Annotated in this window: 11 protein-coding genes and 1 pseudogene; 8 read left to right on the top strand and 4 right to left on the bottom strand. The window is 68.0% G+C overall.

Annotation, left to right across the window (positions count from 1 at the left end):
- The first annotated feature begins 121 nt into the window (after nt 1-121).
- On the top strand, nt 122-1,405 hold the full coding sequence (locus tag BCD48_RS41000; RefSeq protein ID WP_071053788.1) for a TetR/AcrR family transcriptional regulator: 1,284 nt from the start codon (nt 122-124) through the stop codon (nt 1,403-1,405).
- A gap of 278 nt (nt 1,406-1,683) precedes the next feature.
- On the opposite strand, the gene BCD48_RS40995 is transcribed toward BCD48_RS41000, so the two are convergent.
- Together BCD48_RS40995 and BCD48_RS57030 are read right to left on the bottom strand one after the other, a co-directional pair.
- Nucleotides 1,684-2,997 carry an ABC transporter substrate-binding protein gene (locus BCD48_RS40995; protein WP_071053787.1) on the bottom strand — a complete coding sequence of 438 codons (1,314 nt, stop codon included), beginning with the start codon at nt 2,995-2,997 and terminating at the stop codon, nt 1,684-1,686.
- Nucleotides 2,998-3,045: 48 nt separating this feature from the next.
- Nucleotides 3,046-3,168: a cytochrome P450 gene (locus tag BCD48_RS57030; RefSeq protein WP_241842377.1), complete on the bottom strand. Its 123-nt coding sequence runs from the start codon at nt 3,166-3,168 to the stop codon at nt 3,046-3,048.
- A 519-nt stretch (nt 3,169-3,687) separates the two neighbouring features.
- On the opposite strand from BCD48_RS57030, the gene BCD48_RS40985 reads away from it, so the two are divergent.
- From BCD48_RS40985 to BCD48_RS40955, 7 genes and pseudogenes are all read left to right on the top strand, one after another.
- The gene (locus tag BCD48_RS40985) at nt 3,688-4,845 is read left to right on the top strand and encodes an acyl-CoA dehydrogenase family protein (RefSeq protein WP_071053785.1); all 1,158 of its coding nucleotides are present in this window, start codon (nt 3,688-3,690) and stop codon (nt 4,843-4,845) included.
- The gene (locus BCD48_RS40980) at nt 4,842-5,975 is read left to right on the top strand and encodes an acyl-CoA dehydrogenase family protein (protein ID WP_071053784.1); all 1,134 of its coding nucleotides are present in this window, start codon (nt 4,842-4,844) and stop codon (nt 5,973-5,975) included. Before BCD48_RS40985 ends, BCD48_RS40980 begins: the two co-directional genes overlap by 4 nt.
- Nucleotides 5,962-7,248 carry an amidohydrolase family protein gene (locus BCD48_RS40975; RefSeq protein ID WP_071053783.1) on the top strand — a complete coding sequence of 429 codons (1,287 nt, stop codon included), beginning with the start codon at nt 5,962-5,964 and terminating at the stop codon, nt 7,246-7,248. The genes BCD48_RS40980 and BCD48_RS40975 overlap by 14 nt, the downstream gene beginning before the upstream one ends.
- 11 nt (nt 7,249-7,259) lie before the next feature.
- Nucleotides 7,260-7,907 (top strand): nitroreductase family protein, encoded by a 648-nt coding sequence (locus BCD48_RS40970; protein WP_071053782.1) that lies wholly within the window; start codon nt 7,260-7,262, stop codon nt 7,905-7,907.
- 159 nt (nt 7,908-8,066) lie between these two features.
- On the top strand, nt 8,067-9,356 hold the full coding sequence (locus BCD48_RS40965) for a TetR/AcrR family transcriptional regulator (RefSeq protein WP_083419975.1): 1,290 nt from the start codon (nt 8,067-8,069) through the stop codon (nt 9,354-9,356).
- A gap of 381 nt (nt 9,357-9,737) precedes the next feature.
- Nucleotides 9,738-10,804 (top strand): annotated as a pseudogene (locus BCD48_RS40960) (integrase core domain-containing protein).
- A gap of 284 nt (nt 10,805-11,088) precedes the next feature.
- Nucleotides 11,089-11,697 (top strand): class IV adenylate cyclase, encoded by a 609-nt coding sequence (locus BCD48_RS40955; RefSeq protein WP_071053780.1) that lies wholly within the window; start codon nt 11,089-11,091, stop codon nt 11,695-11,697.
- A gap of 136 nt (nt 11,698-11,833) precedes the next feature.
- Here BCD48_RS40955 and BCD48_RS40950 read toward each other — a convergent pair whose 3' ends face one another.
- Complete coding sequence (locus tag BCD48_RS40950) at nt 11,834-13,300, bottom strand: B12-binding domain-containing radical SAM protein (protein ID WP_071053779.1); 1,467 nt, start codon at nt 13,298-13,300, stop codon at nt 11,834-11,836.
- Nucleotides 13,284-14,090 (bottom strand): DNA glycosylase family protein, encoded by an 807-nt coding sequence (locus BCD48_RS52745; RefSeq protein ID WP_198543599.1) that lies wholly within the window; start codon nt 14,088-14,090, stop codon nt 13,284-13,286. Before BCD48_RS52745 ends, BCD48_RS40950 begins: the two co-directional genes overlap by 17 nt.
- Nucleotides 14,091-14,122: the final 32 nt, after the last annotated feature.

Raw genomic sequence — 14,122 nt, 5'->3', positions numbered from 1 at the left:
TGGCGCGGGCCTCGTGTCCGCGGGCCGGGATACGGCGCCGCGACTGATCCGCGACGGCCGTGCCGGGTGCCGGCGTTCCTCTTCAGTACCGTCGTCAGAAGTCGTCAAAGGAGAAGGCACGGTGTCGAACGACGGGGCGCGCAAGGCCGAGATCCTCGACGCGGCCGCGACGCTGTTCGCCTCGACCGGCGTGCGGACGGGGATCAAGGACATCGCCGACGCCTGCGGCATCCACCCGGGCAGCCTCTACCACCACTTCGAGTCCAAAGAAGCGATCATCGTCGCGCTGGTCGAGCGCTACCAGACCGACCTCGATACCGTCGCCCAGGCAGCCCTGGAAGACCTGCGACAGCCCGACGTGATCCCGCCAGCCAAGATCATCATCGCTCTCGGCGAGGCGATCGCGGCCTGCGCGGTACGCCATCGCGCCGCCCTGCTGCTCACGTTCTACGAGCCGCCAGCTCTCTTCAGCCAGGATCTGGTCGAGCTTGCCGCGCGTACGCCGACCCGGATACAGGCAGCCATGCTGGAGGCATTGCGTGCCGGCCGCCAGAGTGGCTACATCAGACCCGGAATCGATCTGGCGCTGCTCGCCGATCGGCTGTGTCAGAGCATGCTGCACATCGGCATAGGCGTCTCCCACGGCATCCCCGGCGGGAGCCGCATGGCAGAGATCAAATGCCGGATCCTGCTCGACGGCGTCGCGGTCGGTCCGCTGGAGGACGACGCGCTGGACCAGGCGCCCGCGTTCCTCGCGGCCAACAAGGTGATCGCGACCTGGGACGAAGACGACGCCGTCGACGAGCACGACCGCGAGGCCCTGATCCGGGCCGCCGCCCGTACCGAGTTCGGGCGCCGCGGCTACGAGGCCACCACTGTCCGGGACATCGCCGCAGCGGCCAACCTCAGCATGGGCGGCGTCTACCGCATCATCGAGTCGAAGGAACGCCTCCTCGTCTCGATCATGTCCTCCTATGTAGCCACGATCACCGCCGGCTGGCGGGCGATACTGCGGTCCCCGTCGAGCGCCGTCGAGAAGCTCGACGCCCTCATGTGGTTCGACATCAACCTGATGAACCGCTTCAGCGACGAATTCAAGATCCAGTACGCGGGACTTCGGGAGGCTCCCCCCGACAGCCCCGATCTGACGTGGACCTTCCCGACCCAGCTACGGCAGGTGAAGTCGCTACTGGCCGAGGGTGCGGGCTCCGGCGAACTCCACCTTGCGGGCGCGTCCGCGGACATCCGAGCGCGATGCATGTTCAGCGTGATCTGGATGCCGCAGAACATCGTGTACAGCGCCGGCCCGCGCGCCGCGCTCGCGTTGTCACGCGGCACCGTCCTACGCGGCGCGAGCGAACGCCTCCAGACCGGCCGCGAACCCGCCAGCCACGTCCAGGGCTGATACTCGGGCAGGCCTGGGAGCGACCCCGCCTCCGGGACGGGCGTCTACGGAACAGTTCCCACGGGCAGAGCGAGTTTGGTGATTGCCTGCACGCAGGTCGCGATGATCTCGTCGAAGCAGTCGACGGGCGAGGGCCGAGCCTCTGTGAAGTAGATGTGGTCCGGTGAACGCTGCACCGCGGCCGATTCGAGGGCACAGGCGCAGTCCGCAGCCCGGTGATCGGTCCGTCCGCGGGCTCGGCGGAGATCCCGCGGACGGACGGTGGGGCGCGGCCAGGCTCAGTTCCCGATCGGCGTGTTGCCGGACACGTCGTAGGCGGCTGGATCCCCGTGCTTGTCAAGGGTCGCTACCAGCCCGCCGCGTAGGCAGACCGCGGGGGTTTCCGGATAGGCCTTGCCGTTGCATCGGAATCGCAGCCCGCCCGCGCCGGGAAGTTCCTGTTCCGGCATTGATCTGATGGCGGCGGCGACGGATTGTGGAGTGATGTCGCCCGAGATGTGGCCGACGGCGGTCTGGAAGCCGGCGAGGACGGTGAACATGGCAAGGCCGTCCGCGATGCTAGGGTCGATGTTCTTGCCGTATGTGTCAACCACGGTCTTGTAAAGGCGGTTGGAGGGATTGTCGGTCCCGATCGGCGAGTAGCTGCTGATGATGACGCCGTCGAGGGTCTCGGCGGACACGGCCGTGCGGGTCGCGTCGGTGATGCACTGCGAGACGGCGGTGATCGTCCCGGTGTATCCGGTCGCGCGCAGGCCGTTCATCGCGCTGATGCAGAACGCGTCGTTCCCGGCGATGAAGACGACGCCGGGGTTACGGGAAACGACGTTCTGCATCTGTGGGGTCATGTCGGCGGTGCCGGGGGGGACCGTGACGAGACTGAAGTCGATCCCGGCTTTCTTGAACAGTGGCGGGGCGATGGTGGTCTGGGAGGCGAGGGCGGCCGGGACGTCGATGACGATGGACGTCACCTTGTCCGCGTGTTCCCGCTTGGCGATCTGTAGTGGCAGGTCGACGACGGGGAAGAGGGGGTCGGCGAGGACGAAGGTGGACTCGCTGTCGGTCAGGAGGGCCTCGTCGCCCGTGCCGTAGAGCATGACGGGGATCTTGGCCGCCGCGAGCGGTGTCCAGATGCTTTGGACGACTGCCGTGGTGCCGATGAGGACGGCGACGACGTTTTCCTCGATCATGCGGTTTCCGCAGTCGGTGCCTTTGGCGGGGTCCAGCTGAGTGGTGCACTCGACCAGCTTGATCGGCCGTCCCGAGAGTCCGGAGCGGTGTTCGTTGAGGTACTTGACCCCAGCCTGGGCTGCCCTGTTCTGAATGGTTTCGTCGCCGATGGCGGTCTTGCCTTCGGTGACGACTCCGATCCGAATGGGTTCGCCGGTCGCCATGGCTGTTGGGCCGAGCACCGCGGTGGTGTCCGCGCCGCTGGTGGTTGCGGCGTTGTCCGGTTTTTCGGTACCGCCGCCGCCGCAGCCGGCGGCGAGGAGGAGGGTTGCGGTCAACGCGGCCAGGGTGGGTAAGTAGGTGCCGGTCGCCGGCCGTCCCCGCAGGTGCGCGGATCGGCCGGCCGGGATCTTCGGAAGCCGCATCTGTCTCTCCAATTCATGGTCGCCATGAGGTTGTCCTGGTGGACCCGCTCAGGCGGATGTGCGGAACAGGACGGGCAGGCAGTCAGGCAGGTCGGGCAGCCGGTCGAGCAGCGCGTTGACCCCGACGCGCATCTCGAGACGAATGAGGTGCATGCCGAGGCAGATGTGCACGGCGTGATCGAAGCGGAGCCCGCCGGGATCGCCACTCCCGACCGCTCCGTGTCCCGGGCCGCGACCCTGGTGATCGATACGAGCGGAACAAGAGACCGGTCAGCACGCACCGCGTCCGCGGCCGCCGCATCCCCCCGATGCGATGCGTCGGCGCGTCCGTGCCCGACGGTGCTCCTGGCGGCACGCCTCGCGAGCCGCGGCCATCGCGTGCGTGTCGACGACTGACACGGCGAGCCTCCGTCCCGGCCGCTCAGGCATCTGGCCGAATAGTTGTTCCGCACCGTAGAGTCGGACGACGCCGCCGTCAACCACAAGCCAACCCGCCCCCGCCAACGGCCTAGCCAGGCCAGGACCTGCATCTATTCTCGGTGACACAGGCCTTTCCCGGCCCACACCCGGGTCTAGGCACACCGCCAACCGGCCGTCCGCGCGCCAGCAGGCCAAGGTTGACCGAATAGTCGTTCCGGCCGTATGGTCCGGCCGGCGTGCTCAGCCGGAGCAGGCACGGAAAGGGGGAACGTGGACTTCTCGTTTCCACCGGAGGTCGAGCGGTTCCGGACCGAACTACGCGGATGGCTCACCGCGAACCTCACTGACGACACCATCCACGCCGCCCGGCGCGGAACAGCCGACCCACACGCCTTCGAGACAGTCCGGGTGTGGAACCGTGCCCTCGCGGACGCGGGCTGGGCCACCGTCGCCTGGCCACCGCAGTACGGCGGCCGCGGAGCAACCGCGCTCGAGCAGCTCGTGTACGCCGAGGAGACCATCCGCGCGCGCGCACCGCTGCCGGTCAACGTCATCGGGCTGAACAACATCGCGCCGGCGATCATGCAGTACGGAACCGAGTCCCAGAAACACGCGCTGCTGCCCCGGATGGCGCGCGCGGACGACATCTGGTGCCAGGGGATGTCGGAGCCTGAGGCAGGCTCCGATCTCGCCTCCCTGCGCACCCGCGCGGTGCGCGACGGCGACAGTTTCGTCGTCACCGGCCAGAAGACCTGGACCTCGCTCGGCCACCACGCCGACTGGTGCCAGCTGTACGTGCGCACCGACCCGGACGCCCCGAAGCACCGGGGCATCTCCTGCCTGGTCGTCCGCATGGACCTTCCCGGTATCGAGGCCCGGCCGCTGGTCGCGCTGAACGGCGACGCGGACTTCGCCGAGGTGTTCTTCGACGAGGTGCGGGTGCCCGCCGACGCGCTGCTCGGTCCCCTGAACGGCGGCTGGCAGGTCGCCACCACCACGCTGAGCCACGAACGCGCCGGCGCCGCGCGCCTCTACGCCGAGCAGCGGTTACGACTGGAGGAGCTGGTGACGGACCTCGCCAAGACAGAGGTGGATGGCCGGCACGCTCTCGACGATCCCGTGACCCTGCGCCGCCTCGGCGAGCTCGCCGTGCGGGTCGACTACCTCGAGCTGCTCTGCAAGCGCTCGATATCGGCGAGCCTCGCGGGTGCCGACGGCTTCGCCTCCGCCAGCCTCGCCAAGACGGTCTGGGGCGAGCTCGGGCAGGACATCGCGGCGCTGGGTTTCGACCTGCTGGGCGCCGACGGCGCCGACGGCCGGTGGGCACAGTTCCGTCTCACGTCCCGTGCGCTGACCATCGCGGGCGGCACGACGCAGGTCAACAAGAACATCACCGCCGGGCGCGTCCTCGGGCTGCCGCGGCGATGAACCTCGAACCGACGGAAGAACAGCTGTCGCTGCGAGCGACGGTGCGCCGTTTCCTCCAGGAGAAGGCGAGCGTCGCCGACCACGTACGCCCCCTGCTCGACGACCCGACCGGCATGACCGACGCCGGGTGGCTCGCGCTCGCGGAGCTCGGCACCACCGGGCTGCTCGTCCCCGCCGACCACGGCGGCGCCGGCATGACGATGGTCGAGGCCGGTGTGGTCCTCGATGAACTGGGCGCCGGGCTGCACCCGGGGCCGTGGCTGTCGAGCGCGGTCGCCGCGACCCGCGCGCTCACCCGGGTGCCCACCGCCGGCGAGACCGGCAAGCTCCTCGCGGGCATCGCCGACGGTTCGACCATCGCGACCGTCGGCCCCCTGGAGCCCGCCGCGCCTCGGCCCGCGGCCACGGCCACGGCCGACGGTGATGCTGTCACGCTGCGGGGCGAGATCGCCCAGATCGCGGACGCCGCGGCCGCCGACGTCCTTCTCGTCCTGGCCAGCGACGACGACGGCACCGGGCTGTATGCCGTGGACACCTCGTCTCCGTATGTCGCCGTGACACCGCGACGGTCGATCGACCAGACCCGCAAGGTGTTCCGGGTAACGCTCCACGACGCTCCCGCCCGCCGCCTCGGCCCCGCGCCCGCCGAGGCGATCCAGGCCCTCGTCGATGACGTGCTGGTCGCGTCGGCGGCCGACGCGCTGGGCGCGGCCCGCGCCCTGCTGGACCTGACGGTCGCCCACGCCAAGGTGCGCCGGCAGTTCGGCCAGCCGGTCGGAGCCTTCCAGGCCGTAGCCCACCTGTGTGTCGACATGTACGAGACCGTCGAGCTGGCCCGCGGCGGCGTCCTGCACGCGCTGTGGGCGGCGGACGCCGCGACGCCCGCACAGCGCCACCGGGCGGCGCTGCGCGCGAAGGCGTTCGCCGGGCGCCTCGCCACCGTGGGCGACACGGCCATCCAGGTGTTCGGCGGCCTTGGCTACACCTGGGAGCACGACAGCCACCTCTACCTCAAGCGCCTGCTGAGCTGGAGCGCACTTCTCGGCGGACCCGACAGCTACCTGCGAGAAGTCGGCTCGCAGCTCGTCCACGAGCTCAACCCGCAAGGAGCAGACCATGAACATCAATGACCTGATTCTCGTCTCGGTGGACGACCACGTCGTGGAGCCACCCGACATGTTCGACGGCCACATTCCCGCGAAGTACGCCGACCAGGCGCCGAAGGTCATCACCCGGGACGACGGCACCGACGCCTGGGTGTTCGAGGGACAGAAGGCGACGAACGTCGGCCTGAACGCGGTCGCGGGCCGACCCCCCGACGAGTACGGCGCCGAGCCCACGAAGTTCAGCGAGATACGCCCCGGGTGCTTCGACATCCACGAACGCGTGCGCGACATGAACGCCAATGGGGTCGCCGCCTCGATGAACTTCCCCTCCTACCCACAGTTCTGCGGCCAGTACTTCGCGCGCGCCCAGGACAAGGACCTCGCGCTCGCCGTCCTGCGGGCATACAACGACTGGCACATCGACGAGTGGTGCGGCACCTACCCGGGCCGGATGATCCCGCTGGCCCTGCCGCCAATCTGGGACCCGGCGTTGATGGCCGACGAGGTCCGCCGCGTCGCCGCCAAGGGCTGCCACGCGGTCACCTTCTCCGAGAACCCGGAAAAGCTCGGCTACCCGTCGCTGCACAACGAGCACTGGGACCCGTTCTGGCAGGCCTGCTCGGAGCAGAACACCGTCGTCTGCCTGCACATCGGCTCCTCCTCCCAGGTCGTCATCACCTCCCTCGACGCCCCCGTCGACACGATGATCACCCTGCAGCCGATGAGCATCGTGCAGGCCGCCGCCGACCTGGTCTGGTCACCGATGCTGAGGAAGTTCCCCGACCTGACCCTGGCGCTGTCCGAGGGCGGCATCGGCTGGATTCCCTACTTCCTCGAGCGCGTCGATCGCGTCTACAAACAGCACCGGGCCTGGACCCACCAGGACTTCGGCGACAAGCTCCCTAGCGAGCTGTTCCTCGAACGCATCGTCACCTGCTTCATCGACGACGAGTTCGGCATCGAGAGCCGAAGCAAACTCAACCTCGACATGATCACCTGGGAGTGCGACTACCCGCACTCCGACTCGACCTGGCCACTCGGACCAGAATCCATCAACCACTACCTCGACGGACTACCCGACCAGGACATCGCGAAGATCACACACGAGAACGCGCTGCGCCTGTTCTCCTTCGACCTTTTCGGGCAGCTACCCAGGCAGCGGGCCACCGTCGGCGCGCTGCGGGGCCAGGCACTCGACGTCGACCTCGGCTACCGCTCCTCCGCCCGCCTCAAGAAGCACGGCACCGCGCCCGTAAGCGTGCTCGACCTCGCCCAGCGACTCCCCACCTCGCACTGACTCCGACGGCCATGAACATCGAGTACCTGCTCACCGCGACCCGATCGGCGCGCAAGTCCATCGACCTCGACGCGCCGGTCGACTCCCGCGACATCCGCGACTGCCTACGCGTCGCCTTCCAGGCACCCAATGGTTCCAACCAGCAGTCCTGGCGCTGGCTGGTCGTCGCCGATCCCGTCATCCGGACACGGATCGCCGCGCTGTACCGAGACGCCTACCTGCAGCTGACCGGCGGCCAACTCGTGGCGGACATGCTCGAGGGCAAGACCCCGTTCGGCCGCTTGATGTCCTCGACCGAGTGGCTGGTCGAGAACCTGGCGAAGGTCCCGCTCCTGGTGATCCCGTGCTACGAGCCCTACCTGACACGGACCGAAGGGGGCGACTCCTTCTACCAGGCGACGCTGTACGGCTCGATCTTCCCTGCGGTGTGGAACTTCCAGCTCGCACTGCACACCCGTGGCTACGGCACCTGCGTCACGACGCTCCACCTCCACCGTGAGAAGGAGATCCGAGACCTGCTCGGCATTCCCGAAAGCTACGTACAGGGCTGCCTGCTGCCGGTGGGCCGGCTGCGGGCCGGACACACCTTCCGCCCGGCGGGGCGACGCCCACTCGAGGAGGTCATCGCCGTCGACAGCTGGGACGGCCCGCCCGTCTGATCCCGGTCCACACCGACCGCCTCCTGACCGCCTGCCGGGACTCGCGTCCGCACGTGAACGCGGCGCGGGCTGATCCGCGAGGTCCGTGCCGGGGTCTCGGCGTCCCCTTCAGTACCGTCGCTGTCAGGAGTCGTCAGGAGTCGCCAAAGGAGCAGAGCGGTGTCGAAGGACGGGGCGCGTAAGGCCGAGATCCTCGACGCGGCCGCGACGCTATTCGCCTCGACCGGTGTGCGGACGACGCTCAAGGACATCGCCGACGCCTGCGGAATCCTCCAGAGCAGCCTCTACCACCACTTCGAGTCCAAAGACGCGATCATCGTCGAGCTGGTCCGGCGCTACCAGACCGAGCTCGACGACGTCGCCCACACAGCCCTGGACGAACTGCGGCGGTCGAACGCACGACCGGCTGCCAAGATCATCTTGGCGCTCGGCGAGGCGATCGCGTCGTGCGCGGTACGGCATCGGGCCGCATTGCTGCTCACGCTGTACGAACCGCCAGCTGGGTCCAGCCAGGAGCTGGTCCAGCTCGCCGCGCGGACACCGACACTGATCCAGACCGCGATGCTCGAGGCTCTGCGCGCGGGCTGGGAGAGCGGCTACCTCAGGCCTGGTGTCGATCTGGCGCTGCTGGCCGACCGGCTGTGCCAGAGCATGCTTCATGTCGGCGTCGGTGTCTCTCACCGCAGCGCCGGCGGGGATCGCATGGCAGCCATCAAGTGCCGGATCCTGCTCGACGGCATCGCGGCCAGCCCGCCCGAAGACGACGCCCTGGAGCAGGCACCTGCCTTCCTCGCGGTCAACAAGGTGGTCGCGGCCTGGGACGAGGACACCAGCGTCGACGAGTACGACCGCGAGGCCCTGATCCACGCGACCGCCCGTACCGAGTTCGGGCGCCGCGGCTACGAGGCCACCACCGTCCGGGACATCGCCGCGGCTGCCAACCTCAGCACCGGCAGCGTCTACCGCGTCGTCGAGTCCAAGGAGCGCCTGCTCGTCTCGATCATGGCCTCGTACGTCGCGAACATAACCGCCGGCTGGCGTGCGGTGCTCCGGTCCCCCTCGACAGCACTTGAGAAGCTCGACGCCCTCATGTGGTTCGACATCAACCTCATGGACCGGTTCAGCGACGAATTCAAGATCCAGTACGCCGGGATCCGCCAGGCTCCACCCGACAGTCCCGACCTGACCTGGACGTTCCCGACCCAGCTACGGCAGGTGAAGACCCTACTGGCCGAGGGCACCCAGGCCGGCGACCTCCACATCGAGGGAGCGTCCGCGGACATGCGAGCGCGGTGCCTGTTCAGTCTGATCTGGATACCACAGAACATCCTGCACAGCGCCGGCCCCCGCGCCGCGCTCGCGCTGTCACGCGACACCGTCCTACGCGGCGCAAGCGACCATTCCACGGCGAACCGCCAGCCCCTCGACCAGGCCCGAAGCGGACAATGACTCCACGCTGAACCTCCCCAAACGGCCGACTTGGAGACATATAGCTGCCAACCCTGAAGTTCAGGGCTTGGCCGACGGCCCTTGGACAGCGCTGACGGTGGGCAGGTCCACTGGGCTGCGTCGCTGCCGGGGCGTCACGTTCGCAGCAGCGGGGACGTGTGTGGGGTTCCAGAACTCGGTCACCCGCGTTGAGCTGGGCTTTTTTGCGGCTCGTTCATAGTTGTTGATCAAGACGCCGAGGACTGGCCGGCGCTTGATCCGTTCTTTGGGCGCGTCGGCGAGGGGGCAGTCGGGCCGCGGTGGCTGTGGGGTGCCAGAAGTCGGCCTGAGCCCGTGACCTGGGCCGGCACGGCGGGATGGGCGTCGGCATGATGGTCGACCATGGCCGTACGCCTGCTCTATCTGATCTTCGTGCGCGTCTGTGGTTGGCTGGTGCTGCTTGGCCGTTCGTCGGCATCCAAGGACATCGAGCTACTCATCCTTCGGCACGAGGTCGTGGTGCTACGGCGTACCCAGCCCAAGCCACGGTGGGACTGGGCCGACCGGGCCCTGCTCGCCGCGCTGATCCGGCTCCTACCGAGAAGGCTTCGACTGCACCGGATCGTCACGCTCGGCACCGTTCTACGGTGGCACCGACGCCTGGTCACCCGGAAGTGGACCTACCCCCACCGGACCGGACGACCGCCGGTCAGGCCGGAGATCGCCGCGCTGATCGAACGACTCGCGACCGAGAACAGGACCTGGGGGTACAGAAGGATTCAGGGCGAACTGCTCAAGCTCGGTCACCGGGTTGGGGCGTCCACGATTCGCCGGGTCCTGAAGACCTTGGGGCTCCCTCCCGCGCCGGAACGACAGACCGACACGACCTGGCGGCAGTTCCTGCATGCCCAGGCCTCGACGAGGCTGGCCGTCGACTTTTTCCACGTCGACTGCGCCGTGACGCTGCGCCGCCTGTACTGCTTGTTCGTCATGGAAGTCGGTACCCGCTACGTCCACCTCGTCGGCGTCACCGCGCACCCGGACGGGCTGTGGACCACCCAGCAGATCGCAACCTCCTGATGGACCTGGGGGACCGGGCGGCCGACTTCCGCTTCCTGGTCCGCGACCGCGCCGGGCAGTTCACCGCCTCGTTCGACGCGGTCCTCGCCGACGCGGGTATCACCGCGGTCAAGATCCCACCGCGAGCTCCACGGGCAAACGCCTACGCGGAACGGTTCGTCCGCACCACCCGGGCCGAGGCCACCGACCGCATGCTGATCTTCAACGAGAGGCACCTGCGGGCCGTCCTGACCGAATATGCGAGCCACTACAACGGACGACGACCCCACCGCAGCCGTGATCTCAAGCCGCCACGGCCCGATCACCCCATCGCCGACCTCACCACCGAACGGATCAAGCGCCGACCCGTCCTCGGCGGCTTGATCAGCGAATACGAACGAGCTGCATAAAAGCCCAGATCAGCGCAGGTGGCCGAGTTCTGAACCCCACAGTCCAGGGCGACGGACCGACGACCAGCTACGCCTACGGCGAGGCGACGGCCGCAGCGGTCCAAGTGGGCATGCACCCCGCCAGGCAACCTGATGCCATATCCGCTGAACAATAAAACTGAATGCGCGACAGTCGCGAGCCAAGAGTGTGCACGGAGAATAGTTTCCCGCTACCCCATCACTCAATTTGACAGCTCTCTCGCTATAATTGCCCCCGTTGCTCCGCGGTCCAAAAGGGAGATGCTGTGCGCGAGGTCGAGGTCAAGTATTCCGTGGAGAACGCCGAAGCGCTGCTCGCCGCTCTCAGAGTCCGGGGCATCCACCTCGGCGCGGCGGTATACCAGGATGACCAGGCCTATGCCCCATCGGGTTGGTCGTTCGGCGACAGCAAGATCGGGGTGTCTTTCCTGCGGCTGCGCACGGTGGACGGCCGCCACTGGTTCGCGCTCAAGCAGCCTGGCACGAATGCGCAAGACTGCCTTGAGTACGAGACGGAGGTCGTGAACCGTCAGCAGATGCACGAGGCAATCCTGCATATGGGTTATCGGGCCACAGTGCGTGTCGCGAAGTCCCGGCGGACCGGCCGGCATGGCGACACGACACTGTGCCTGGATGAGGTCGAAGGCGTAGGGACCTTCCTGGAGCTGGAACGGATGATGCCGGACGACCAGCCGGCCACGGTCGTCCAGGACGAGCTGGCAGCGTTCGTCACGTCCTTGGGGATCGAGGCAGTGCGCACCGCAGAGACATACGACTCCCTGGTACGGGCTACCCAGGACAGAGCGGTGCAGGTGCCGGCCAGCAGGGACAGCACCGACGCCGCCGACACCATGGCCACGTCGTCGCCCGGCTGAGTCCCGATGTCGTGCACCAGAAGGCCGTGGCCGGTGCCTCCGAGTTCGGCAGCGACGGTGCGGTAGCGCCAGGGCGGCTGTGACGGTGCTCTTGGCTACGCCTCTGGGTCCGTCGACGGCGAGAAAAAGCCCCGGCTCATCGGAGGATGCTGGAGCGGGCGTGCTGGTCGCGGGACAGCGTCACCAGGGCGGCCCGTACCTCGTCCACGGAGGCCTCGCCGAACTGGATGTTGACCGAGAAGTTGAACTCGTCCCGGCCGCGCATCGCTTCGTCGAGACCGCCTTCGGTGAGGTCCACGGCGGTGTAGGCCAGCAGCTGCGCGGGCTCGTAGCGTCCTGTGGCGAGGAGGCGGTCCCACTCCGGCGTGCCGGGATACGGACGGAACTCGAACGTGGAGGCCCGGAAGTCTCCCGGATTGCGGTCAGCCTCCTCCCACAGCTCCCGGACGTGGTGGACAGTGGCGGCCAGCTCCTCCCGGCTCTCGGTGGGGAAGCCGAGGATGAAGTAGCCCTTGACGTTGATCCCGCGCTCGGTGAGGCGTCGGATCACGGAGCGAGTCATCTCCGGGCTGATCCGCTTGCCCATGTACCTGAGCAGCCGTTCGCTGCCGGACTCGACGCCAAGGGCGACTTCCCGCAGGCCGTTGGCGGCGAGTAGGTCGAGAAGGGCGTCGTCGGCCCGATGCAGGACGTTGATCCGGCCGGTGGCATCCCAGACGAAGCGGTCACCGAGGCGGGCGGCGGTGAAGGCGCCCATGCACTCGCGGATGAACCGCTCATATCCGAGGAAGAGGTCGTCGACGAAGCGGAATGCGGTCACGCCGTGGGCGGCGTGGAGCGCCTCGATCTCGGCGATGATTCCGGCGGGCGTGCGGGTGCGGATGGTGATGTCCGGGTTGGCGCTGACGGCAGCGCCGCAGAAGGAGCAGTCATACGGGCAGCCTCGGGCGCCGACCATGTTGGCCTCCACCCTGCCGTCCGGGGCCGGGTAGGGGTCGTTGACCAGGAAGCGACGGTCGACGAAAGGCAGACGGTCCACGTCCGGGGCGAGATGGTGGCCGGCTCCGGGACCGCCGCCGGTGACGGGTCTGCGCAGGATGGGATCGAGCCACATCACGCCGGGTAGGTCCGCACGCGACCGTCTGTCTCGAAGCAATTCCGCTACGCGCGTCTCGCCTTCGCCGAGTACCAGGGCCTCCAGCGCCGCGAAGCGTGGGTCGGTGATGATGGCATCGGGCATAGCCTTTGCCTGGTGGCCGCCGACCATGACCATGATGCCGGAATCGAGGCCGGCAGCGATCTGGGCGCTTACCTCGTAGGTGGGGGCGAGCAGGTTGAAGCCGGCCCAGCGTGGACCGAGGCGGTTGACGAGGTGGTACGTCTCTTTGATGCCGAGGCCCATGGCTTCGGCATCGAGAACGCCGACATTGAATCCTTGAGCTGCCGCGTAGGTCGCGATGTAGGCCATACCCAGAACCGGCAGGGTGAAGTCGTTCACCCGGGGTCGGTGGCTGTAGTCACGTAGCGGGGCGTTGACGAACAGGGCGTCGAGTGGACGGTTCAGGTCGGCGCCCAGGACGGCGCCGTCATCCGATGTCTCCATGTTGCGATCCCCAGGCGAGGGTGAGGAGGGTAAGAGAGGAAAGGTGCTCGCCGGCCAGGTGGCGCCACTGGGCGCCGAACGCACGCTCGTTGTGGAACCAGAAGTGTGACGGAGCAGCGCGCCCGACCCAGGTGCGTACGGCCAGGTCGGCGTAGGGGTACAGGTCCCAGCGATTCGTGTAGTCCGCGACCGCGGCTCCGGCAGTCCACGGTCCGACACGGCGAACACTCTGCAATTCGTCGACCAGTTCCGATGAGGAAAGACGGGCCCAGTCGTCGCCGTGGGTGACGTACGCGGCGGCCGCGGATCGCAACACAGGTCGTTTGAAGGCCAGGCCCATCTTGGAGAACTGTTCGTCGTCCAGCTCGAGGATCTTCTCGGCCGTGGGGAACAGGGCGTAAGAGTTGCCGTCAGGCAACGTCACCTGCCGACCATGGATTGTGCACAGCGCGCGGAAGAGTGCCTTGGATTGGGCCGCTCGGATGACCTGGCGCATGATGGCGGTCCCGAGTGCTTCCCACAGGGAGGGATTGCGTAGGCGTCCCACCTGGCCGAGTCCCGTGAGTTCCTTGGCCAGCTCGGGCACGTCTGTGGCGGCGCCCTCCGGCAGGGTGAAGACGTCCCCGGCCGGTTCCGTCTCGTCGCCGTCGAGCGCGGTGAGCACGAGGGCTCCGTGCTCCACCTCGGCCAGAGCGGCGCCGCTGGGCAGCAGGCACACGCGGTGTGCACCCTTCTCCGTGGGCAGCCAGGCGGGGTGCTCGATCATCCAGCGGTCTGCGGATAGCGGCATGAGAAAGGCTCCGAGTGGAAGATTCATACGGT

The sequence above is a fragment of the Pseudofrankia coriaricola genome, assembly GCF_001854805.1.
Taxonomy (GTDB): Bacteria; Actinomycetota; Actinomycetes; order Frankiales; family Frankiaceae; genus Pseudofrankia.
Note: the sequence above shows the minus strand (reverse complement) of the source record. Positions and strands in the feature narration are given on the sequence as shown.